This window comes from Segatella maculosa OT 289, assembly GCF_000243015.1.
Lineage (GTDB): Bacteria > Bacteroidota > Bacteroidia > Bacteroidales > Bacteroidaceae > Prevotella > Prevotella maculosa.
The window spans coordinates 354,684-376,490 of record NZ_JH594502.1; the positions used below are offsets into that span (position 1 = coordinate 354,684).

Consider the following 21,807-nt stretch of genomic DNA (forward strand, 5'->3'; position numbering starts at 1 on the left):
GTATATGCTGAAACAACTATACATTAAGAACTTCACGCTGATAGATGAACTGAACATCACTTTCAACAGTGGTTTCTCGGTTATCACGGGTGAGACCGGTGCTGGAAAGAGTATTATTCTCGGTGCGATCAACCTGCTCCTTGGTCAGCGAGCCGACACGAAAGTCATCAAAGCCGACGAAGACAAATGTGTGATTGAGGCACATTTTGACTTATCCAACTACAACATGGAGCAGTTCTTTGCAGATAACGATATCGATTATGAGTCAGAAGATACCATCATCCGACGCGAAATCAACAAGAACGGAAAGAGCCGGGCTTTCATCAACGACCTCCCCGTGCAACTTGGTCTTATGAGAGAGTTGGGTGAAATGCTGGTAGACATTCACAGCCAGCATCAAAACCTTTTGCTCCAAAAGGAAAACTTTCAACTCAACGTAGTGGATATCATTGCCCATGACAGCAAAGAATGCAATGCCTATCGGGAAAGTTTCGCCGCTTATAAAAAGGCGCAGGCCGACCTGAAACAGTTGGAAGAGAATATCGCACAAGGCAGGGAGAACGAAGAGTTCATGCGTTTTCAGTTCAACGATATCAACAAGGCCGGCCTGAAGGTTGACGAACAAGAGAGCATCGAACAAGAGTCCGAACAGCTCTCCCATGCCGAGGAAATCAAGGAAGCCCTTTCCGACAGTGACAACCTTTTAAGCGGTGAAGTGCAAGGGGCAGTGGAACAGGTGAAACGAGCCGCAGCCCGTCTGCATGCCATCGAACACGTATTCCCCGATGCCCGAGAACTGGCCGAACGACTCGACAACTGTCATATAGAACTCAAAGACATCGCATCGGAAATCGGTCGCGACGCAGACCACTTGGAGTTCGACCCAGCACGTCTTGACCAACTCAACGAGCGACTTGACACCATCTATTCGCTCCAGCAGAAGTTCCACGTATCAACCATAGCAGAACTCCTGCAAATCAGGGACGACCTCGAACGGAAACTCGGCAACATCGATAACTCAGACGAACTGCTCGAAGAAACCCGGACACGTGTGGAGCAGCTCCGAAAAGACTGTTTAGACAAGGCTGCCTGCCTGACCGAGAAACGCGAGAAAGCCGCCCTACTGGTAGAGAAAGAAATGGCGAGCCGTCTTGTGCCGTTGGGCATACCCAATGTAAGGTTCCAAATACAGTTTACCACCAAAGAACTCTCCGAAGACGGCCGTGACAAGATTGCTTTCCTCTTCAGTGCCAACCGCAGCACGCCTCTTCAGCCCATTAGCGAAGTGGCCTCAGGAGGTGAGATTGCCCGTGTCATGCTCTCCTTGAAAGCCATGATTAGCGGAGCGGTCAAGCTGCCCACTATCATCTTTGACGAGATAGACACCGGTGTCAGCGGACGCGTAGCCGAGATGATGGCACAAATTATGCAGGAGATGGGCCGCAACGACCGGCAGGTCATCAGTATTACTCACCTGCCACAGATTGCAGCCCTCGGTGCCGTCCACTACAAGGTGTCGAAGGAAGAAACTGCCGAGGGCACCGTCAGTCGAATGCAACGGCTCACCCCTGAAGAGCGCATACAAGAGATAGCCCAGATGCTAAGCGGAAGCAACGTCACGGCCGAGGCCGTCAGCAATGCCAAGGCGCTTTTGAAGAACGCCTGAAACACCTATCACAAAATAAGAAACAACTACTCCACACAATGAAAAAGATACTCCTTTTCTTTACGGTCTTTCTCCTCACACTCTCGGTGAAGAGCCAACCGGCTGCCGTGCGTAAAACAGTCAAATCTGTTTTCACCCTGACTACTTTTAACAAGGATGGAAGTCTACACGCTTCCGGCCACGGCATTTTTGTCTCGGCCGACGGACAGGCCGTCAGCACATGGACGCCCTTTGTGGGTGCCGACCATGCCGTCGTCATTGATGCTGATGGCAAGCAGTACACTGTGGAGACCATCATCGGTGCCAACGAACTCTACGATGTTTGTAAGTTCACCATCAATGCCCGCACGCTTCCCGCCACGCTCGCCCCAAGTCCGGCAAGCGGAACAACCTATCTGATGCACGGTTCCAATGCGAAGGTCGAAGCACGCCCATATAACATCGGCCGTGTGGAGAAGTTCATGAACCGCTACAACTACTATGTCTTCTCACAAAACGCCCCCGAGAACCTCACCGGCAGTCCCTTCGTCAATGCCCAAGGACAAGTCATCGGATTGCTCCAACGGAGCAAGAAGAGCGGCGAAGCGTATGCCACCGATGCCCGATTGGCAGCCGACCTTAAGGCGAATGCCTTCTCACTCAACGACCCCGTGCTGCGTACTTGCGCCATTCGCACGGCCTTGCCCGAACAACAAGATCAGGCACTCCTCACCATCATGATGACTGGGGAGACGGTCGACTCGCTCAAGCGACAAGCCTATATCGACGACTTCATCAGCCGGTTCCCAAAGGCTGTTGAGGGCTACTCGGCCAAGGGCATGAGCTACGTGGACGCAGGTCGCTATGCTGAGGCAGACAAGGTCATGCAGACGGCCCTCGAACGAGCCGACAAGAAAGACGAGGCCCACGCCGAATATGCCAAGGTCATCTTGCAAAAGCAACGCTATCATGCCGACAAGCCTTTCGCGCCGTGGTCGCTCGACAAGGCACTCGACGAGGCACGAAAGGCCGAAGCCATCAATCCTCTCGACATCTACCGTCACCAACAGGCACAAATCATCTACGCACAGGGTCGTTATCAAGAGGCGCTCAATAGCTTCCTTGCCCTCACCAAGAGTTCTATCCGCGGCGGTGAGCTTTTCTATGAAGCCGCGCAATGCAAGACCATGCTCAAGGCACCCGATACAGAGGTCATGGCACTGCTCGACAGTGCGGTGGCCGCCTGTCCTAAGCCACTCTCCGCGATAGCCGCACCCTACGTGCTGGCACGAGGCATGGCCTTCGACACACAGGGGCAATACCGCCTTGCACTGAAAGACTACAACCTCTATGACTCGCTCATGCAGGGACGGCCCCTCTCGGCCGACTTCTATTATCTGCGCTACAAGTGCGAGACACGCTCCCGCCAGTATCTGCAGGCCCTCAACGACATTGCCCGCGCCATCATCACGAGTCCTGCCGAACCAACCTATTATGCAGAGATGGCTTCGTTGAGCCTGCGCGTCCGTCGCAATGACGATGCCGAGAAGGCCGCACGTCGCTGTACGGAGCTGGCACCCGACTATGCCGACGGCCACCTGCTGCTCGGCATGGCCCTGCTCGAGCTCGGACGCAAGGAAGAGGCACGTACGGCCCTGCTCAAAGCCAAGGAATTGGGCGATAAGCGCGCCGATGAATATCTCGCGAAGCTGTAAGATATTCACTCAAACACCCAAAAACCACTCTCGACCCCCGGAAACCTCCCCCAACCCCTCCAAAGGAGGGGAGTAGAAGCCTCTCCCCCGACCCCTCTCCCAAGGAGAGGGGAGTAATATGCAAATAGACCTTGCGAATACTTTAGTTCACAAGGTCTATTCAATTCATAATGACATTACCCATCATTAGCCCGCAAGCTCGGTCTCCCCTCCTTTGGAGGGGCTGGGGGAGGTTATTGGGGAGGGCACACAGACAAGCGAGTTAATCATAAGGTGAATTTTGATTTTGACTAAATACAGGTAAGTCGTGCGCCCTCCCCTTGAAACCTCCCCCGGCCCCTCCGAAGGAGGGGAGACCGAGCTTGCACTGAATTAGTTTGCACGCTGTTCGCGCTCCCCTCCCTTTGGGAGGGGCTGGGGGTGGGCTTTCTCCCCCTCCTTTGGAGGGGGCTGGGGGGAGGCTCTCCTTAATTCCCGTGCTGCCCAATTCCCCCTTCCTCTTTTTTCTCTTTCTTCTTCTTTTTCTCCTCGCCTTTCCATTCCAACCACTCGATGACCGCGTCGGTCAGGCCACGGGTGGCCACCCGACTGGCAGCTCCACGCACATAGCGCGTCTCGGGAATGAAGCGCACGCGAACGCCGTTGATTTGGTTGGCCGACACTTTTTCTTCCTTGTCAACGCCGTTCTTGTTGGCCGTGGCCGTGAAGTAGAACGAGCCGATGCCCTCCAGCTTCACCGAGCGCCCCTCGGCCATGTATTCGCCCATAACGCCGCCCAGTGCCAGAAGCACGGCATACGTGTCGGCCAGGCTCACCGTCGACTCCTTGGACAGCCGCTCGGCAATCTGTTTCGTGGTTACGGGCGAACCCACAAGGACTGATTTCGGATACCACAGTCCGTTGATTTTCATTTTGACTCTTTTCCAAAATGCCATGATTTTTTGTGTTTTTTGTCTGCAACCGGACCGACGGTGCGCATCGACGGAAGTATAAGTCGTAAAGTACGGAAGTATAAGTCGTGGACTACGGGAGTATAATCCGTGCCCCACGGAAGTATAAGTCGTCAAATTGCACTGCCGGTATACGTTTACAGACGGATTAATATTAAAGTGAATAAATACAGGTTTTCAATCTCTCGTTTATCAGAAATGGATGAATGCGCGGACACAGCAACCGATGTAATTCTTTTCATCTGTACCAAAGGTGAATATGTTGTCAGCAGGGCTCCGGTCGAAGCAAACTACAGTAGCTTGCTGACCGTTGTATTCTCCGCTTGCCCAATACCAATAGTTCTCAAGTGCAGTCCCCCCGACCGCTGTAAAGATGGTATTCAATGTCGTCCAATCAAACTTGCCTTTAGTGGTAGGAAGGCTTGAACCGCCGTATTCCTCCATTGTCGTGGGGAAGTAGGTTACCTTGGCCAGTAACTTCAAGGCCTTTGCCCATTCACCGAGACTGGGCAGATACCATTTTCCGAGACGTTCGCCACTGAAAGCAGGTGGAGTGGTTGAGTTGTAATTGGCGGCAGTATAGAAAGAACCAAGCGTCGAATTGTTGGCCTTTACCGTTCCGTCTTGACTGCCCGAAGCATCATATGTCCAATGATAGCCGTCGATGTCAGCCAACTGCGTATTGAAGTCCGTGCTTTGGGTTGTGTTGAGCAACTGTGTGGACACCCCTAATTTTCCCCATGCTTGGTGAGTGGCAGGTGTTGTCGCGTCTGTCAGCGCAATGGCTGTTCCTTCTGTCCCGGCAGTCTTCTCTATGACGACCACGCCGATAGGCGTACGCCCTCCGGCCTCTGCCAATGTACCGGTGGTTCCGTCGCTGAAGAGATAACGCACGGGGAACACGACGTCTTTAACGTCGGGGGCGAACTTCTTGTTCGCGCCTGCATGGAAGTCTTTAGCGGTATAGTTGACCGTGACTGTTCCGGGGACATGACTTATAGGGTGTGTCACAGTGTATTCAATGTCGAATGTATTGTAAGTGTTGGGAGGCAGTACGAAGGTTGCGGAGTTGTCGGCAGGGGTGGCAGTTGCAGGCAGGGTGAAGCCTTTGCCGTCTGTGCCTTGCAGGTTCAGCGTGATGCTCTGCGAGGGCCCTGCGGGCGCGGTGGCAATGTCGAGACCGGCGTCACCGAAGTTGAAAGTACCGGCCAAGGGCTTATCGGCGGTTATCTTGATTTTAGTGAGTTTGCCACCGACTAACTTGCTGTCCGAAGAGAACGGTGTGAGGGTGAAGTAGGCGGCCTTGTGGCGCAGGGTGAAGTCGTAGTGGTCGCCGTTCTTGGTGGCGGTGGCTATTCCGCAGTCGCCACACTCGCCTATCTGTGTTGCCTCGAGGGGCAGCTTTTGGGTCTGTATGGGGGCGATGGTCACCTTGTCTTTCGTGCCGTTCTTGCCCGTGTAGCGCAGAATGTAGCTCGGGTCGGTGTAGGTGCCGTGGAAGTAGAACGTGGCCGTGGGCACTTTGGTGATGGTTCCACCACCGGCTGCGAGTTGGTCGCCGATGTTTGAATGGTGGCTCTCTATCACGTCAGAGCCGGTGTTGAGCCACAGGTGGTCGTTCTCCGTCCAGTAGAACTTGACCTTTGAACCGGTGTATTCGCCGGCGGTGCGGCTCTTGGCAGACTGCGGTGCAGGTGCCTCGTCTACCATGGTAAAGGCCGTGGCGCCTGCCGTCGGGTTGTCTTTGTCCTGCGCAGTGTCGTCGCTTGCACAACCTGCCGTCGAAAGGAGTGCGGCGAGCAGGAACAGGAATGTCATTGCTTTTTTCATTGTTTCCTTGTTTAATTGTTCTTTACTTGTTTTTACGTTTCACTTGGTTTGTGCTTGGGGCCTACCAGCCCTCGTCGAGCGCGTCGTGGTGGCCTCCGAAGCTGGGCGTGTAGTGCTCGAAGTCTTCGTCCAAGGCGTCTTCGTGGCCGCCCGTTCCCGGCGAATACGGCTCGAACTCCTCGTCAAGGGCATCTTCGTGCCCTCCGGTTGCATGCGAGCCGAGCAACAGCCGGCAATAGTCTTCCGTCTCGACCACCCGGATATGGGGAGGCACATAGACCCGCTTTTCTGTTTGTTTTCTGTTCATCTTTTATCTCGTTTTAGCGTGATACTCTTCGTTTGCATGTAGGGACGCACGGCTCGTGCGTCCGCTCCAATGGCCTATGAATTTGTCTGCTTGGTCACACACACTGTCATACTGCGCTGAGCGGACGCACGAGCCGTGCGTCCCTACATTTCGCCGTGTTATTTCGTTCATTTTTTGCTCGTAAAGGGACACGAAAATGCGAACAAAGGGAACTCCGAGAAGCCCTTTGTTTATTGGGGTTACGCGCGCTTCGCGCGCGCGTACGTGAAGACGTTTAAACGCCAGGTGCGCTAAGTGTGTGTGTGTGTGTGTGTGTGTGTGTGTGTTAGCAAATTATTTGGATTGGCCAAATAATAAGCGTTAAAAGATGCAGAGAAATCAAAGTTTCTTTGCATCAGGCTTACACCTTTATAATATATATGATTACTTTTTATCATCGCGTGCAAAGGTAAACAAAATTCGGGAAACAGAAAAGAAAAAGGGAGATAATCTTTCACAGACGGCAAAGAAATCGTGAAATAATGTGTCCCGTTATTTTGCTATCTCGTGCTTTTGGCGTAACTTTGCGCTCACAATTGATTGATAAAACTAATTTGTAACATGGTTAAAATCACTTTCCCGGACGGGTCTGTTCGCACGTATGAACAGGGCGTTACCGGTTTGCAAATCGCAGAGAGCATCTCGCCGGCTCTCGCCCGCAACGTTGTATCTTGCGGGGTTAACGGTGAGACCGTAGAACTGAACCGCCCCATCAACGAAGACGCGACGATTGCACTCTACAAGTTTGAGGACGAAGAGGGCAAGCACACCTTCTGGCACACGTCGGCGCATCTGCTTGCCGAAGCCTTGCAGGAGCTTTATCCCGGCATTCAGTTCGGCTTCGGACCGGCCATCGAGAACGGCTTCTTCTATGACGTCATGCCGGCCGAAGGGCAGGTGATTTCGGAGAACGACTTCGCCAAAATCGAGGCCAAGATGCTCGAACTGGCCAAGAAAGACGAGCCCGTCGTGCGCAGAGATGTCTCGAAGGCCGACGCGCTGAAGGAGTTCGAGGCCGACGGTCAGGCCTACAAGTGCGAGCACATTGCACAGGACTTGGAAGACGGCACCATCTCCACCTATACGCAGGGCCGCTTCACCGACCTTTGCCGCGGTCCGCACCTGATGTCCACCGGGCTCATCAAGGCCGTCAAGATAACGAGCGTGGCCGGCGCATTCTGGCGCGGAGACGCCAAGCGCGAGCAGATGACGCGCATCTACGGCATCACGTTCCCGAAGAAGAAGATGCTCGACGAATACCTCGTCATGCTCGAAGAGGCCAAGAGGCGCGACCACCGCAAGATAGGCAAGGAGATGGAGCTCTTCATGTTCTCCGACCGCGTGGGCAAGGGCCTACCCATCTGGCTGCCGAAAGGCACGCAACTGCGTCTGCGCCTGCAGGAACTCCTGCGCAGCCTCCTGCGTCCCTATCACTATCAGGAGGTCATCACGCCCGGCATCGGCGGCAAGAGCCTCTACGTTACCTCGGGCCACTATGCCCACTACGGGAAAGATGCGTTCCAGCCTATCCACACGCCCGAAGAGGACGAGGAATACATGCTCAAGCCCATGAACTGCCCCCACCACTGCGAAGTCTACGCCCGCAAGCCGCGCTCCTACAAAGACCTGCCGCTGCGCATCGCAGAGTTCGGCACTGTCTTCCGCTACGAGAAGAGCGGCGAGCTGCACGGACTCACCCGCGTGCGCAGCTTCACGCAGGACGACGCCCATATCTTCGTGCGCTCCGACCAAGTGAGAGCCGAGTTCGAGGCCAATATCGATATCATTCTCAAGGTGTTCAAGATGTTCCACTTCGACAACTACGAGGCGCAGATATCCCTCCGTGACCCGAAAGACAAAGAGAAGTACATCGGCTCCGACGAGGTGTGGGAGGAGAGCCAGAACGCCATTCGCGAGGCTTGCAAGGAAAAAGGCCTCACGGCACACGAGGAGATAGGCGAGGCCGCCTTCTACGGCCCGAAGCTCGACTTCATGGTCAAGGATGCCATCGGCCGCAAGTGGCAGTTGGGCACCATTCAGGTGGACTACAACCTGCCGGCCCGTTTCAAACTGGAATACACGACAGAGGACAACGCCAAGCAGACGCCCGTGATGATACACCGCGCACCGTTCGGCTCGCTCGAGCGCTTCACGGCCGTGCTCATCGAGCACACCGCGGGCCACTTCCCCCTGTGGCTGACGCCCGACCAAGTGGCCGTGCTCCCCATCTCTGAGAAATATAATGACTATGCAAGGCGAGTAGTCGACCATCTCGACGCTGCAGGCGTGCGTTGCGTCATCGACGACCGCAACGAGAAAATCGGCCGCAAGATACGCGACAACGAGCTCAAGCGCGTGCCCTACATGGTAATCGTGGGCGAGAAGGAAGCCGCCGAGGGCCTCGTCTCCATGCGCAAGCAAGGCGGCGGCGAGCAGGCCACGATGACGATGGAGGCGTTTGCAAAGCGCATCAACGACGAGGTGGCCGAGCAGCTGAAGACGTTAGACTGACCCTTCACGCCAGCCCTGCAGGACAGGCGCGTCACACGGTAAGGCAGACAACATGACACCCGCAGCGGTGTCTGTTGTCTGCCTTTCTTATGCGCTGTCGCCACGCCTCCGGTCACGGGCTTTCTGTCGACGAGGAGTTCCACGGCTGTTTCATCTATGTGGAACTGTGCATTCCACGTACGTGGAACTGTGTGTTTCATCTACGTGGGACTGTGTGTTTCATCTACGTGGAATTGTATGTTCCACGTACGTGGGACAGGTTGTTCTATATGCCTGTCCGTTCGGCAAGCAACTTGTCGACCCATTGACTTGTCGGCTTGTGGGCTAAGGCTATTCGTGATGGTAGGGCTCGCCCTTGATGATGGTGCAGGCGCGATAGAGTTGCTCGGTGAAGATGAGGCGCACCATCTGATGGCTGAACGTCATGGGCGAGAGGGAGAGGCGTTCGTTGGCGCGGGCGTAGATGTCGGGGGAGAATCCGTAGGGGCCGCCGATGAGGAAGACAAGACGTCGGGCGGTCTGCTGCTTTTGCTGCAACCAGCGGGCGAATGCGGTCGAGGTGTGCTGCGGTCCGTGTTCGTCTAAGAGGACGAGGGTGTCGGTGGGGTGGAGGAGGCGCAGGACGAGGTGGCCTTCGCTCACCTTCTGCTGTTCTTCGCTGAGGCTCTTGGTGTTTTTCAGTTCGGGGACGACGGTGATGTCGAACGGCATGTAGTGTGTGATGCGACGGTGATAGTCGTCGATGCCGGCGAGGAGGTGCTTGTCGGTGGTTTTGCCTATGAGTATGAGGCGCGTCTTCATGTCATTGTTTCTTTCTGCGTGGGAACCATCCTTTTTCTACCCGCTTCTTTTGCTCGAACAGTTCACCGATGCTCCAGAGGAGCGATGCGCCGAGGACGCCGAGCACGGACGACCATACGACGTGGGCGACGCAGAGGGAGGCGGCAATGGAGGCGATGCCGAGGACGAGGAAGAGGGGCCATGGGCGGGTGCCGAAGTAGTATTCGGTCTTGATGACGATGGGGTGGAAGACGCCGATGATGAGGAAGGTGGAGAGGGCGATGATGATGCCTGTGAAATACATATATAGTGATTTTAGGCGGCAAAGGTACAAAAAATAGTTGTGAAACGACGTGGTTTTTCGTCGAAAATGCTTATCTTTGCCCTAAACCAACTAAATACTTATGATTATGACAAACAGTGCAGAACTTATTTCACAGTGCGAGGCGAAAGCCAAGCAATGGCTTGCTCCGGCCTTTGACGAGGAGACGCGGAGGGCGGTCGAGGCACAGCTGGCTGCGACGGACAAGACGGAGTTGATCGAAAGTTTCTATAAGGATCTCGAGTTCGGGACAGGTGGGCTGCGCGGCATCATGGGCGCGGGCTCGAACCGTATGAACGTCTATACGGTGGGCATGGCTACGCAGGGCTTTGCCAACTATCTGAAGAAAAACTTCGAGGGCAAGAAAGATATCGCGGTGGTCGTGTGTCACGATTGCCGAAACAACAGTCGTAAGTTCGCCGAGACCGTGGCGAACATCTTCTCGGCCAACGGCATCAAGGTCTATCTGTTCGACGATATGCGGCCCACGCCCGAGTGCTCGTATGCCATTCGTCACTTGGGGTGTCAGGCCGGCGTGAATATAACGGCGAGCCACAACCCGAAGGAGTATAACGGCTACAAGGCTTATTGGGAAGACGGGGCGCAGGTGTTGGCTCCGCACGACAAAGGTATCATCGACGAGGTGGGCAAGGTGAAGGTGGAGGACGTGAAGTTCAAGGGCAATCCGACGCTCATTCAACTCATCGGCAAGGACATCGACGAGCCTTACCTGAACGAGATACATACGTTGAGTATCGACCCCGAGGTAATCAAACGTCAGCACGACCTGAAGATAGTCTACACACCGCTCCACGGCACGGGTATGATGTCTATTCCGCAGAGCCTGAAGTTGTGGGGCTTCGACAATGTGCACTGTGTGAAAGAGCAGATGGTGCGCAGCGGCGACTTCCCCACGGTGGTGAGCCCGAACCCCGAGAACGGCGAGGCACTGGCGCTGGCCATTCGCGACGCCAAGGCCTTGGACGCTGACATCGTGATGGCCTCAGACCCCGATGCCGACCGCGTGGGTATGGCCTGCAAGAACGACAAGGGCGAGTGGGTGCTCATCAACGGCAATCAAACGTGCCTGCTCTTCCTTTATTATATCATCACCAACCGCAAGGCAAAGGGCCTGTTGAAGCCGACCGACTTCATCGTGAAGACCATCGTGACGACCGAGGTCATCAAGAAGGTGGCCGATAAGGCGGGCATCGAGATGCGCGACTGCTACACGGGGTTCAAGTGGATTGCCCGCGAGATTCGTCTCTCCGAGGGTAAACAGAAATACATCGGTGGCGGCGAGGAGAGCTATGGCTTCCTTGCACAGGACTTCGTGCGCGACAAGGACGCCGTGTCGGCCATGAGCCTGCTGGCAGAGATTTGCGCGTGGGCCAAGGACCAAGGCAAGACGCTCTACGACGTGCTGATGGATATCTACTTGGAGTATGGCTTCTCGAAGGAGTTCACGGTGAATGTAGTCCGTCCGGGCAAGACAGGTGCAGATGAAATCAGGCAGATGATGACCAACTTCCGCAACAACCCGCCGAAGGAACTCGGGGGCAGTAAGGTTGTGCTGTGGAAAGACTACCAGTCGCTCGAGGCCCTGCACGCAGACGGCAGCAAGACCAAGCTCGATATGCCCGACACGAGCAACGTGCTGCAGTGGTTCTGCGACGACGGTACGAAGGTGAGCGTGCGCCCCTCGGGCACCGAACCGAAGATCAAGTTCTACCTTGAGGTGAAGGGCGAAATGAAGCACGCCTCGGAGTATGCCGCACTCGACGCACAGGGCATGGAGAAGGTGAACGCCATCAAAAAGAGTCTCGGATTAGAATAAAAAGAATAAAGCATGAGCAAGTTAATTGTCAATTCATACGAAGAGTTCGCATCGCATCTCGGCCGTCAGCTTGGCGTGTCGGAGTGGCTGCAGGTAGACCAAGAGCGCATCAACAACTTCGCCGACGCTACGCTCGACCACCAGTGGATACACGTAGACGAGGCGCGCGCCAAGGCCGAGAGCCCTTACAAGAGCACCATTGCCCACGGCTACCTGACGCTCTCCCTGCTGCCTTACATGTGGAACCAAATCATCGAGGTGAACAACCTCAAGATGATGGTCAATTACGGCATGGACCGAATGCGCTTCGGCAAGCCCGTCCTCACGGGCAGTCGCGTGCGCCTTGTGACGACGCTCGATGCCATCGAGAACCTGCGTGGCATCTGCAAGGCACAGATTGGTTTCAAGATTGAGATAGAAGGCGAGAAGAAGCCCGCCCTCGAGGGTGAGGCCACGTTCCTTTATTATTTTACTAACTCTTAATCTCTTCCAGAAGCCTCCCCCAAAAGCCTCCCCCAAAAGCCTCCCCCGGCCCCTCCGAAGGAGGGGAGCCCAAGCTTGCGGGCTAATGATAAACAATACATAATAAACAAAAATAGGCCTTGAGAACTAAAGTGTTCGCAAGGTCTATTTGCATTTTACTCCCCTCCCTCTTCGGGGAGGGGTCGGGGGTGGGCTTCTCCCCTCCTTTGGAGGGGCCGGGGGAGGCTTCCGGGGTGTGTATTAAAACGGGGAGGGCACACAGACAAGCGAGTTAATCATAAGGTGAATTTTGATTTTGACTAAATACAGGTAAGTCGTGCGCCCTCCCCAATAACCTCCCCCGACCCCTCCGAAGGAGGGGAGCACAAACAGCGTGCAAACTAATTCCTCGCAAGCTCGGTCTCCCCCTCCTTCGGAGGGGGTTGGGGGGAGGCTTTTCTCTCCTCCCTTCGGGAGGGGCCGGGGGTGGGTGTCAGGGGTGTGTGCTTTTGGGGTGAGTCTTCCTTAATTCCCGTGCTGCCCTATTCCCCCTTCCTCTTTTTTCTTCTTCTTCTTTTCTTCCTTCCGCTTCGGGTTATCCACTTCTACTTCTATTTTCTTCAGCGTTTCGGCGATAGGCTGCTTCCAGCGCACGAGGATACGGGGACGCTTGAGCGAGGTGGCACATACGTCTTCTTCCTTAGCCTCCATTTTCGAGGGAATCGTAGTGCGAATGGAAAAGATGTCGCCGAGGTCGAGCGAACCGCCGAGGGTGACCACCTCCTTGATGATGTTTTTCAGCGTGATGAGCACGTTGCGCACGTCGCCCTCACTTAACGAAGTTTCGCGCACGATGCGCTCCACGAGCCACGTCGACGAGAACTTGTTCGGAGCCTTGGGTTCTGCACAATAAGCCTTCTGCCCTTTTTTCGGGCCTACGCCGAGCACGCGCTCGACAACTTTAAAGATAATCATGTTTTTAATGTATTAAATGAATAAATGTGGGGCTCGGTCCTAAGGCCTTGCCCCGTTAACGAAATTTGTTTTCATTCTGCCTCTCCGCCGAGAGGTTTCTGCCTTCTTACCGAGAAGTCTTTCGTCTTCCTATTGAGAAGCCTTTTGTGTTCCCATTGGGAAAGGTCTTGTCTTCCTATTGGGAACACCTTGGTCTTCCTATTGGGAAAGGTCGAGGCTTCCTATTGGGAATACAACCACGTTCCTATTGCAGCTGTGTTTTTGAAGAACGTGATAGCATAACCCGCCAAGAAGTCGATAAGAATACGTCGGAAGCATCATTCGAATTTATGTATATAGCAACCAGCTTTACGCTCCTCCTGAACTACTGTCGGTGACATGGAATTTATATCAAATTTCAGAGCGTAAGCATAGTTTTGTGGAATACCCGCATAAGGGGTCTTACCAATGCTTGTAGATGACCAATACTGAGCACTATAGCCCATCGGTCCTTCCAATCTTCCGTTTCTATAGAAACCTATAAAAGGAAGGAAAAAATAATCTGTGATATTAGGTACAGGGTCAGCACTACCCCAGACGTAATTGTTCGCTACTTCTACGTTCTCCGTACGCATATCCCTGTCTACGCCATACCTGTCGGGATATCGGTTCTCAAAACGCCAGGCACTCAGGTCGGAATTGTCTCGCAGGATTGCGGCTTTCTTCTTGATCCAGAGACCTCCCTTAAACACCTTTCCTTTTATAGACCACACTTGATCGAAATCCCAATGCGGGTCTCCTCTGAAGACATACCAAAAGAGTTCATTCGCATTGGGACAATCCTTGCATGACGCTGTGGCCGTGATAGGACTTGTGGCACCGCCCTCATGAAACCAACGTTGGTCTGAATTGTTTTGAGCATAATGGGTACTTGGTGTCTGCCCTAAATATTCACTAAGGCCAAGAAACTGCTGCTCGCTTTCATACCCTTTCCAATAGTTGTAATTCTCCGTTGCGTCCCACATATAGAATTCTTCACTCGAATATTCTTTGATGCTCAGATTTGCTGCCATGTCGTAATAGTTGTTGGCTGCATAGTTGAAGGGAGCATAGGTCTTGACGACTGTGCTTACCTCGTTTGTGGCAATGTTCTTCAGCCAATAGCGCATCGTAAGGGCATGTGTGCCGGGCTTGATAACCATATAGCTGCCGTTGGTAGCAAGGCTGACAGTGGTGTTCGTCAGAGGAAAGCCATCAGGATAGCTGCCGCTTGCATCGCTCTTGGTCTCCAAAGTGATAGTTTTACTGCCCGAGCCGGTCAATCCGATTGGTGAAAGGGTGAAAGTGCCGGCAATGTCGTTGTCAGAAGAGACTTCAATCTTTGTGAGTTTGCAGTTCTGAATTGTCGAGTTGACAGTATAAGGCTGAATGGCGAGCACGGCAGCCTGATGTTTCAATTGGAAGGTGAAGGCAAGGCCGTCGGGTTTCCAGTCGGGCACGGCTGTGGCCATGCCACACTCACCATAGTTCTGGAGCGCGTCGGTTGTGTTGGGTTGCTTCTGCTGCTGTGTTGCAGGAATAGTCACTTGGTCGTTGCTTCCGTTCTTACCGGGATAATAGACAACGGTGCCTGTGGGCGAGTACATACCGGGCAGTTGAAAAGCAAACTCGTCTTTGTGGCCGTCAACGACCGTACTTGCTTGCCAATTGCCTTCTCGGTCTTTCGCATAGATTTTGTCTCCTGCCTCCCAAAACCATTTTTCGGAGGCATAATCGAGCGAGGTGCGCGTCTTTGCTCCTGTTGTTTCATCACTGTTGCGCGAGAAAAAGGTTGTTAGCATGTTGTCGGCTCTCTTGTTGTCTTTCTCTTCTTCTGCTGAATCCTTTTCAGTACAGGCAGAGAAGCCGAGCGATAAAACACAACATGTTATTATAGCGAATTGATACTTCTTCATACTTTTATGCTTTAATAAGTTCCTACATGTTTATTATGCTTAAAAATCTTCGTCCATCTCATCGTCTTCATCATCTGAGGTCTTTTCGTCTTCCCAAAGGTCTCCCCACTTTTTTGCTCCTCCGATGGGCGAAGGACCAGTTTCGTGATGAGGTTTCTCGTGCTGTCCGGGCATCGAAGTGACCTCCATGATGCCATAGTTTTCTTCTGCCGTGATTACTTCGCAGACAGGGATGACATACTTCTTTTTCTTCATTGTTTCTTACTGTTTTTTATTCTTGAATCTGTTCATTTTCTCTTCATAAAAACACACGACTCATGGGACAAAGGAATTCCTTGAAAGTCCTTTGCCTATAGGGGTTACGCGCGCTTCGCGCGCGCGTACGTGAAGACGTTTAAACGCCAGGTGCGCTAAGTGTGTGTGTGTGTGTGTGTTAGCAAATTATTTGGACCAGCCAAATAATAAGCGTTAAAAGATGCAGAGAAATCAAAGTTTCTTTGCATCACCGTACACATCTTATTATCGTTGATTGAAAATATCATCTTGGCGGCAAAGGTAAGGCTTTCTTTTCAAACTGCCAAACTTTCAGCGGATAAAATCTCTTCGTTCTCTTATTTCAAACCACGAAATGAAAAAGAAACCAGAGGAAATCATTGCAGGGTTTCGGGTTATTTGCTACCTTTGTCAACGAGAAACAAACCCACCGATACCGTTGAACGATACGATAACGAGAAACAAGAAAGACGCGGAATTCGACTTGCTGTTCACCCGTATGAAAGCACACGACGACCGGAATGCTTTTCGCAGCCTGTTCGAAGCGTTCTTCGCACCCTTGTGTGTGTTTTCCGGCCGCTTTATCCCCGATACTGATGCGGTAAAAGACATTGTGGAAGACGTGTTTGTCGCATTGTGGGAACACCGTGATGAGATAGAGCCGGTAACCTCGGTCAGGGCATACCTTCAGACTGCTACAAGGAACCGATGCTTGAACGTTCTCAAGCACGACGCCGTTCAGCAACACTACGTGGAATATGTCAAATTGCAGTCGGCTGTGACGAAAGATACCGATGCGCTTCTTGTGTACGAGGAATTGCAAGAGCAATTGAATAAGATTGTAGACTCCCTCCCCGATGCTTACAGAATTGCTTTCGTGATGGGCCAGCTGCAGGAAGAGAAGACCTCGGCCATCGCGAAAAGGCTTCAGGTTTCAGAACGAACGGTAGAACGCTTGAAACTTAAAGCCCGACAGATTATCTGCCATGAGATAGGTAAGCGCTATTCGCTTCTCCTATTGTATGTTTTGTATGTTGCCTTAGAATTGCTTTAAAATACTTATTTTAGGGTATTGCCGCTTTTCCAATCTCTTGCTACTTTTGGGTCGTAAACTTTTACTTGCTTCTCTCAACTTGTGGAGAAACAGCGAGTCTTAATGAAATGTATATGATAAAGACGCTCAAACGCTTGGGAGCTTACATGGGAGGGCGCAGACTTCTGCTGCCTTGCTCCATCGGGTTGTCGGCCGTCAACGGACTGCTGTCGCTCGTTCCCTTTGTCTTCTTGTGGCTTGTAGTGCGCACGTTGCTCATGGCAGACGGCAATCTTTCCGATACACCTTTGTGGAATTATGCCATTGCTGCGTTGGTAGTGTCCGTAGCCAACGTGTTGCTATACTTTGCAGCACTCATGTGCTCGCACCTTGCTGCCTTCCGTGTTGAAACTAATATGCGACGCAGGGCCATGGAACGCCTGATGCGTATGCCGCTGGGCTACTTTGATACCCGTAACACAGGCCAAATGAGGAAGGTTATTGATGAAGACTCCGGACAAACGCACACCTTTGTGGCGCACATTCTGCCCGATGTAGCAGGAAGTATCGTCGCTCCTCTCGGTGTCCTTATCCTCTTGTTTACGGTTGACTGGCAGCTTGGCCTTGCTTCGATGTTGCCAATCGTTAGTGCCTTCGGTATCATGGGCTATATGATGAACCCGAAGAACAACGATTTCCAACGAATGTATCTCGACGCACAGGAGAAGATGAGTGCAGAGGCAGTGGAATACGTACGCGGCATTCCCGTGGTGAAAGTCTTTCAACAAACGGTCTTCTCATTCAAAAGGTTCTACGACAGTATCATCAGCTATCGCGACCTCGTCAGCCGCTATACCCTCCTGTGGCGCATACCCATGTCGGCCTACACCGTTGCTATCAATGCCTTTGCTTTCTTCCTCGTGCCCACAGGAATTATTCTGATAAGCCACGGCGAGCACCCAGCGATGGTCATAGCCGACCTTTTCCTCTATGTCGTGATAGCACCTGTTATAGCTGCCAATATAATGAAGGCCATGTATCTCAGTCAGAATCTCTTCTTGGCGAATGAGGCTGTAGACCGTTTGGAGAAACTTACCGCTACGCCTCCGCTGCCCGAACCTGCAGTGCCAACTAAACCCCAGGGGTTTGACATTAGGCTGAACGATGTCTCTTTCCGCTATGAGGGAGCTGCGAAGGATGCCGTGAGCCATATCAACCTAACTATTCCCGAAGGTAAGACGGTGGCCCTCGTCGGTGCCTCTGGAAGTGGAAAGACCACGATTGCACGACTTATCCCACGCTTCCGCGACGTGACGGAAGGCAGTGTGACCATCGGCGGAACCGACGTACGCCGAATGGACAAGGCTGATTTGATGCGTAGCGTGTCGTTCGTCTTTCAAAACACGCGCCTCTTCAAGACTTCCCTCTTGGAGAACGTGCGCTATGGGAGTCCGGAAGCCACGCTTGAGGAAGTGAACCGCGCCATAGACCTTTCGCAAAGTCGCGACATCATCGATCGCTTACCACAAGGACTGGATACCGTCATCGGGGCCGAAGGAACCTATCTGTCGGGTGGCGAACAGCAGCGCATCGCCCTTGCCCGTGCCATATTAAAAAATGCTCCCGTCGTGGTGCTCGACGAGGCAACCGCCTTTGCCGACCCCGAGAACGAACATCTCATACGCATGGCTCTCGCTAACCTCACCCAAGGTAAGACCGTCCTCATGATTGCCCACCGACTGACCACCGTAGTAGACGCCGATAACATCGTTGTCGTCGATGGTGGAAGCATTGTCGAACAGGGCACGCACGAAGAACTGCTGGCTCGAAAAGCCACCTATTATAATATGTGGAACGAATACCAAAGGGCGATAGCGTGGAAACTATAACCAACCATCAAAGATACAACTATGATCAGATACTTTCAAAACCGTTTCGCTCTTTCTGAGAAAGGAGCGAAGGACCTGCGGAGGGGCATCATCTTCTCCACGTTACTCAACCTTGCGTTGATGTTGCCACCCACTTACCTCTTCTTCTTTCTCATGGAATACCTTGACGCCCAGCCCGGCCTGCAACCCCATGCACTGTGGGTTTATCTGCTATTAGCCGGCGGCTTGGCCGTCGTGATGTTTATCGTGGCCCGATGGCAGTACGATAGTACCTATACCACCGTTTATACCGAGAGCGCACGACGCCGCATCAACATGGCTGAGAAGTTGCGCCGGCTACCGTTGGCCTTCTTCGATGAGCGCAATCTCTCCGACCTCACATCGACTGTAATGGAGGATTGCACACAGCTCGAACAAACTTTTTCACATGCTGTTCCACAGCTCTTTGCCTCTGTGTTAAGCATGCTCGTCATTGCCGTCAGCCTGTTTTGTTACGATTGGAGATTGGCGACCGCACTCTTTTGGGTAGTACCGGTGGCGCTTGCTATGCTGTTGCTGTCGAAACGCCGACTCAATAAGGTCTTCAATAGCCATTATCTCACCAAACGCGGTGTCACCGAACAGATACAAGAAGGATTGGAATGCGTACAGGAAATCCGTGCTTACGGTGGGGAACAGGCCTACTGTCAAAGCTTCGACCACAGACTGAAAGGCTACGAGCGCGAACTCATTCATGGAGAATTGGTGGCGGGCGTCTGCCTAAATCTCTCGGCCATGCTGTTGAAGTTGGGCCTGCCCACCGTTATTCTCTTGGGAGCTTTCCTGTTTCAGCGCGGCGACGTTTCCATTTTCGTTTACATGGCGTTCCTCCTTGTCTCGGCTATGGTTTACAATCCGGTGCAAGAGGTATTCGCTCATCTGGCCATTCTCTCATTCCTCGACGTGCGCATCAACCGCATGAAGGAAATCGAGGCTATGCCCACACAAGAAGGTAATGAGGAAGCTTCGATGAAACGATACGACATTGAGTTTCGCAACGTTAGCTTTGCCTATGAAAGCGACAAGCAGGTGTTGCACAACGTCTCTTTTACGGCCCGGCAGGGCGAGGTGACTGCCCTTGTGGGACCATCGGGCGGTGGAAAGAGCACTGCTGCCAAGCTTGCCGCACGCTTCCGTGATATTGATGCAGGGGAGATACTGCTCGGTAGTTGCAACATCGCGACCGTCGATCCCGAGGAATTGCTAAAGAACTATGCCATCGTCTTTCAAGACGTGCTACTTTTCAATGCTTCCATTGCCGATAACATTCACATTGGCCGGCGCGAAGCAACCGACGACGAGGTACGACGCGCAGCACGGTTGGCACAGTGTGACGATTTCATCTGTCGCATGCCGCAAGGCTACGACACGGTCATCGGGGAAAACGGAGAGACACTCTCTGGCGGTGAGCGTCAGCGTATCTCCATCGCGCGTGCACTCTTGAAGAATGCACCCATCATCCTTCTTGACGAGGCCACCGCCGGCCTTGACGCAGAGAACGAAACGAAGATACAGGCCGGTATTTCCGAGCTTGTGCGCGATAAGACCGTCATCGTTATTGCCCACCGCATGCGTACCGTTCGCAATGCCGACCACATCGTGGTGCTCAAAAATGGTACTGTTGCCGAGCAGGGCACGCCCGATGAACTGATGGCGCAGAATGGCGAGTTCGCCCACATGGTGGGGTTGCAACAAGGAAAAGCCTAACACCCTCCCAGCCCCCCGTTGTCGTGACGGGAGCGACAGAAACCTTGAAGAGGTGACGGAACGAAGCAGGAGTTGTTTCCGCTGGTCCGTCACCTCTTCGGGGGTCCCGTCGATACATCTTTTAACTTTTGACTCTTAGCGGAACTTCCGCTAACACATCTTTTAACTTTTAACTTCCTGCGGAGTTTCCGCCGATACACATTTTAACTTTTAACTCCTCGCGGAACTTCCGCCAACGCATCTTTTAACTTTTAACTTCTCGCGGAGTTTCCGCTGATATATATTTTACCCCTTGGCTTTCGGCGGAGTTTCCGCTGCATATTTTTTGTTTCCCGAAGTCTCGGCGGAGGCACCGAAGCTCTTTTTTGATTTCCCCCATTGGGATTTATCCCGAACTCGCGTAAATTTAGTGTGCCGAAACAAATTCGTTCAAGAAGCGGGTGTCGTTTTCAGAAAACATACGGAGGTCGCTGACACGGTATTTCAGGTTGGTTATTCGCTCTACGCCCATACCGAAGGCATAACCTGTGTATTCGTTACTGTCGATGCCGCAGGCTTCGAGCACGTTCGGGTCTACCATACCGCAACCGAGGATTTCGACCCAGCCGGTGTGTTTGCAGAAGCCACAACCTTCGCCACCGCAGATGTGGCAAGAAATGTCCATTTCGGCACTGGGTTCGGTGAATGGGAAGTAGCTTGGGCGTAGGCGTATCTTAGTTTCTGGGCCGAACATCTCGCGGGCGAACGTGAGCAGTACTTGTTTCAGATCGGTAAAGCTGACGTTCTTGTCGACATACAGGCCTTCTACCTGATGAAAGAAGCAGTGGGCACGGGCGCTGATAGCCTCGTTGCGATAGACGCGCCCCGGACAAAGAATGCGAAACGGCGGCTTGTGGGTTTCCATGAAGTGCGACTGGTCGCCGGAAGTGTGGGAACGCAGTAGAATGTTCTTTGTTACGTCGTCAGGATTGCTTTGTTCGATGAAGAACGTGTCTTGCATGTCGCGTGCAGGGTGATCGGCAGCAAAGTTGAGCATGGTGAACACGTGCTTGTCGTTATCGATTTCCGGACCGTCGGCCAACACAAACCCCATGCGTTGGAAGATGTCGATGATTTCGTTTTTGACGATGGTTAGAGGGTGGCGTGCGCCCAACGGGATGGGGTAGGCTGTGCGAGTGAGGTCAAGGTCGTCGGTTTGGGTCTCGACTTGCGTAAGGCATTCTCTGAGGCTGTTGATTTTATCGGTGGCAGCCTGCTTCAGTTCGTTGATTTTAATGCCGATATTCTTCTTTTGATCTGCAGCTACGTTGCGAAAGTCGGCCATTAGTGCGTTTATCTCGCCTTTTTTACTGAGATATTTGAGGCGTAATTGCTCTACTTCATCTGCATTCTTGGCCGTCAGACTGCCTACTTCCTGCAGGAGAGTTTCTATTTTTTCTAAAAGCATATTCTTATCTTTTCGTTAGATGGTTGCAAAGATAAGGATTTTAATCGAGAACAAATAAGTGAAAATAATAATTTTGCTGTAGGTTCGTATTTTTCCGAAGGTTTATTGGGCC

17 protein-coding genes are annotated in these 21,807 nt (G+C 52.8%); 8 read left to right on the top strand and 9 right to left on the bottom strand.

All coding sequences use genetic code 11. The annotated features are described in order from the left end of the window. Positions 1 to 4 precede the first annotated feature (4 nt). On the top strand, positions 5 to 1,666 hold the full coding sequence (recN, locus tag HMPREF9944_RS05630) for a DNA repair protein RecN (RefSeq protein ID WP_008565058.1): 1,662 nt from the start codon (positions 5 to 7) through the stop codon (positions 1,664 to 1,666). A gap of 38 nt (positions 1,667 to 1,704) precedes the next feature. Beyond that, positions 1,705 to 3,360, top strand: a complete 1,656-nt coding sequence (locus HMPREF9944_RS05635; RefSeq protein ID WP_008565059.1) for a tetratricopeptide repeat protein — start codon at positions 1,705 to 1,707, stop codon at positions 3,358 to 3,360. Between the two features lie 467 nt (positions 3,361 to 3,827). Here HMPREF9944_RS05635 and HMPREF9944_RS05640 read toward each other — a convergent pair whose 3' ends face one another. From HMPREF9944_RS05640 to HMPREF9944_RS05650, 3 genes are all read right to left on the bottom strand, one after another. Beyond that, the gene (locus HMPREF9944_RS05640) at positions 3,828 to 4,295 is read right to left on the bottom strand and encodes an HU family DNA-binding protein (protein ID WP_044113396.1); all 468 of its coding nucleotides are present in this window, start codon (positions 4,293 to 4,295) and stop codon (positions 3,828 to 3,830) included. 207 nt (positions 4,296 to 4,502) lie between these two features. Continuing rightward, positions 4,503 to 6,140, bottom strand: a complete 1,638-nt coding sequence (locus HMPREF9944_RS12525; protein ID WP_216594335.1) for a hypothetical protein — start codon at positions 6,138 to 6,140, stop codon at positions 4,503 to 4,505. A 61-nt stretch (positions 6,141 to 6,201) separates the two neighbouring features. Next, on the bottom strand, positions 6,202 to 6,447 hold the full coding sequence (locus tag HMPREF9944_RS05650; RefSeq protein WP_008565063.1) for a hypothetical protein: 246 nt from the start codon (positions 6,445 to 6,447) through the stop codon (positions 6,202 to 6,204). A 600-nt stretch (positions 6,448 to 7,047) separates the two neighbouring features. On the opposite strand from HMPREF9944_RS05650, the gene thrS reads away from it, so the two are divergent. Then, the gene (thrS, locus tag HMPREF9944_RS05655) at positions 7,048 to 8,997 is read left to right on the top strand and encodes a threonine--tRNA ligase (protein ID WP_008565065.1); all 1,950 of its coding nucleotides are present in this window, start codon (positions 7,048 to 7,050) and stop codon (positions 8,995 to 8,997) included. 330 nt (positions 8,998 to 9,327) lie between these two features. Here the strand turns inward: thrS and rlmH are convergent, their stop codons facing one another. Both rlmH and HMPREF9944_RS12730 read right to left on the bottom strand, forming a co-directional pair. Further along, positions 9,328 to 9,798, bottom strand: coding sequence for a 23S rRNA (pseudouridine(1915)-N(3))-methyltransferase RlmH (gene rlmH / locus HMPREF9944_RS05660; RefSeq protein WP_008565067.1), 471 nt, complete (start codon positions 9,796 to 9,798; stop codon positions 9,328 to 9,330). A gap of 1 nt (position 9,799) precedes the next feature. Continuing rightward, positions 9,800 to 10,081, bottom strand: coding sequence for a DUF4491 family protein (locus HMPREF9944_RS12730; RefSeq protein ID WP_008565068.1), 282 nt, complete (start codon positions 10,079 to 10,081; stop codon positions 9,800 to 9,802). Positions 10,082 to 10,187: 106 nt separating this feature from the next. Between HMPREF9944_RS12730 and HMPREF9944_RS05670 the strand changes: the two genes are divergently transcribed. Then, on the top strand, positions 10,188 to 11,936 hold the full coding sequence (locus HMPREF9944_RS05670) for a phospho-sugar mutase (protein ID WP_008565069.1): 1,749 nt from the start codon (positions 10,188 to 10,190) through the stop codon (positions 11,934 to 11,936). A gap of 12 nt (positions 11,937 to 11,948) precedes the next feature. After that, on the top strand, positions 11,949 to 12,419 hold the full coding sequence (locus HMPREF9944_RS05675) for a MaoC family dehydratase (protein WP_008565071.1): 471 nt from the start codon (positions 11,949 to 11,951) through the stop codon (positions 12,417 to 12,419). A gap of 504 nt (positions 12,420 to 12,923) precedes the next feature. On the opposite strand, the gene HMPREF9944_RS05680 is transcribed toward HMPREF9944_RS05675, so the two are convergent. The 3 genes from HMPREF9944_RS05680 to HMPREF9944_RS05690 all read right to left on the bottom strand — a co-directional run bounded on the left by HMPREF9944_RS05680 (position 12,924) and on the right by HMPREF9944_RS05690 (position 15,562). Continuing rightward, a complete protein-coding gene (locus HMPREF9944_RS05680) occupies positions 12,924 to 13,373 on the bottom strand; it encodes an HU family DNA-binding protein (RefSeq protein ID WP_008565072.1) in 450 nt (149 codons plus the stop codon). Between the two features lie 317 nt (positions 13,374 to 13,690). Continuing rightward, entirely contained in the window at positions 13,691 to 15,307 is a 1,617-nt protein-coding gene (locus tag HMPREF9944_RS05685) for a hypothetical protein (protein WP_008565076.1), read from the bottom strand. A gap of 39 nt (positions 15,308 to 15,346) precedes the next feature. Then, positions 15,347 to 15,562 (bottom strand): hypothetical protein, encoded by a 216-nt coding sequence (locus HMPREF9944_RS05690; protein ID WP_008565079.1) that lies wholly within the window; start codon positions 15,560 to 15,562, stop codon positions 15,347 to 15,349. A 373-nt stretch (positions 15,563 to 15,935) separates the two neighbouring features. Between HMPREF9944_RS05690 and HMPREF9944_RS05695 the strand changes: the two genes are divergently transcribed. From HMPREF9944_RS05695 to HMPREF9944_RS05705, 3 genes are all read left to right on the top strand, one after another. Then, a complete protein-coding gene (locus tag HMPREF9944_RS05695) occupies positions 15,936 to 16,634 on the top strand; it encodes an RNA polymerase sigma-70 factor (protein ID WP_008565081.1) in 699 nt (232 codons plus the stop codon). A gap of 113 nt (positions 16,635 to 16,747) precedes the next feature. Further along, complete coding sequence (locus HMPREF9944_RS05700; protein ID WP_008565083.1) at positions 16,748 to 18,502, top strand: ABC transporter ATP-binding protein; 1,755 nt, start codon at positions 16,748 to 16,750, stop codon at positions 18,500 to 18,502. A gap of 21 nt (positions 18,503 to 18,523) precedes the next feature. Further along, a complete protein-coding gene (locus tag HMPREF9944_RS05705; protein ID WP_008565085.1) occupies positions 18,524 to 20,248 on the top strand; it encodes an ABC transporter ATP-binding protein in 1,725 nt (574 codons plus the stop codon). Between the two features lie 406 nt (positions 20,249 to 20,654). Here HMPREF9944_RS05705 and pheS read toward each other — a convergent pair whose 3' ends face one another. Next, positions 20,655 to 21,695 carry a phenylalanine--tRNA ligase subunit alpha gene (gene pheS / locus HMPREF9944_RS05710; RefSeq protein WP_008565087.1) on the bottom strand — a complete coding sequence of 347 codons (1,041 nt, stop codon included), beginning with the start codon at positions 21,693 to 21,695 and terminating at the stop codon, positions 20,655 to 20,657. Positions 21,696 to 21,807 lie beyond the last annotated feature (112 nt).

Excerpts from the sequence above, each read along its gene's own strand:
- HMPREF9944_RS05705 (WP_008565085.1), top strand. The coding sequence starts at position 18,524 with ATGATCAGATACTTTCAAAACCGTTTCGCTCTTTCTGAGAAAGGAGCG.
- HMPREF9944_RS05670 (WP_008565069.1), top strand. The coding sequence starts at position 10,188 with ATGACAAACAGTGCAGAACTTATTTCACAGTGCGAGGCGAAAGCCAAG.
- HMPREF9944_RS05695 (WP_008565081.1), top strand. The coding sequence starts at position 15,936 with ATGAAAAAGAAACCAGAGGAAATCATTGCAGGGTTTCGGGTTATTTGC.
- HMPREF9944_RS05700 (WP_008565083.1), top strand. The coding sequence starts at position 16,748 with ATGATAAAGACGCTCAAACGCTTGGGAGCTTACATGGGAGGGCGCAGA.
- HMPREF9944_RS05685 (WP_008565076.1), bottom strand. The coding sequence starts at position 15,307 with ATGAAGAAGTATCAATTCGCTATAATAACATGTTGTGTTTTATCGCTC.
- HMPREF9944_RS05680 (WP_008565072.1), bottom strand. The coding sequence starts at position 13,373 with ATGATTATCTTTAAAGTTGTCGAGCGCGTGCTCGGCGTAGGCCCGAAA.
- HMPREF9944_RS05635 (WP_008565059.1), top strand. The coding sequence starts at position 1,705 with ATGAAAAAGATACTCCTTTTCTTTACGGTCTTTCTCCTCACACTCTCG.
- pheS (WP_008565087.1), bottom strand. The coding sequence starts at position 21,695 with ATGCTTTTAGAAAAAATAGAAACTCTCCTGCAGGAAGTAGGCAGTCTG.
- thrS (WP_008565065.1), top strand. The coding sequence starts at position 7,048 with ATGGTTAAAATCACTTTCCCGGACGGGTCTGTTCGCACGTATGAACAG.
- HMPREF9944_RS05675 (WP_008565071.1), top strand. The coding sequence starts at position 11,949 with ATGAGCAAGTTAATTGTCAATTCATACGAAGAGTTCGCATCGCATCTC.
- HMPREF9944_RS12525 (WP_216594335.1), bottom strand. The coding sequence starts at position 6,140 with ATGAAAAAAGCAATGACATTCCTGTTCCTGCTCGCCGCACTCCTTTCG.
- recN (WP_008565058.1), top strand. The coding sequence starts at position 5 with ATGCTGAAACAACTATACATTAAGAACTTCACGCTGATAGATGAACTG.
- HMPREF9944_RS12730 (WP_008565068.1), bottom strand. The coding sequence starts at position 10,081 with ATGTATTTCACAGGCATCATCATCGCCCTCTCCACCTTCCTCATCATC.
- rlmH (WP_008565067.1), bottom strand. The coding sequence starts at position 9,798 with ATGAAGACGCGCCTCATACTCATAGGCAAAACCACCGACAAGCACCTC.
- HMPREF9944_RS05640 (WP_044113396.1), bottom strand. The coding sequence starts at position 4,295 with ATGGCATTTTGGAAAAGAGTCAAAATGAAAATCAACGGACTGTGGTAT.
- HMPREF9944_RS05650 (WP_008565063.1), bottom strand. The coding sequence starts at position 6,447 with ATGAACAGAAAACAAACAGAAAAGCGGGTCTATGTGCCTCCCCATATC.
- HMPREF9944_RS05690 (WP_008565079.1), bottom strand. The coding sequence starts at position 15,562 with ATGAAGAAAAAGAAGTATGTCATCCCTGTCTGCGAAGTAATCACGGCA.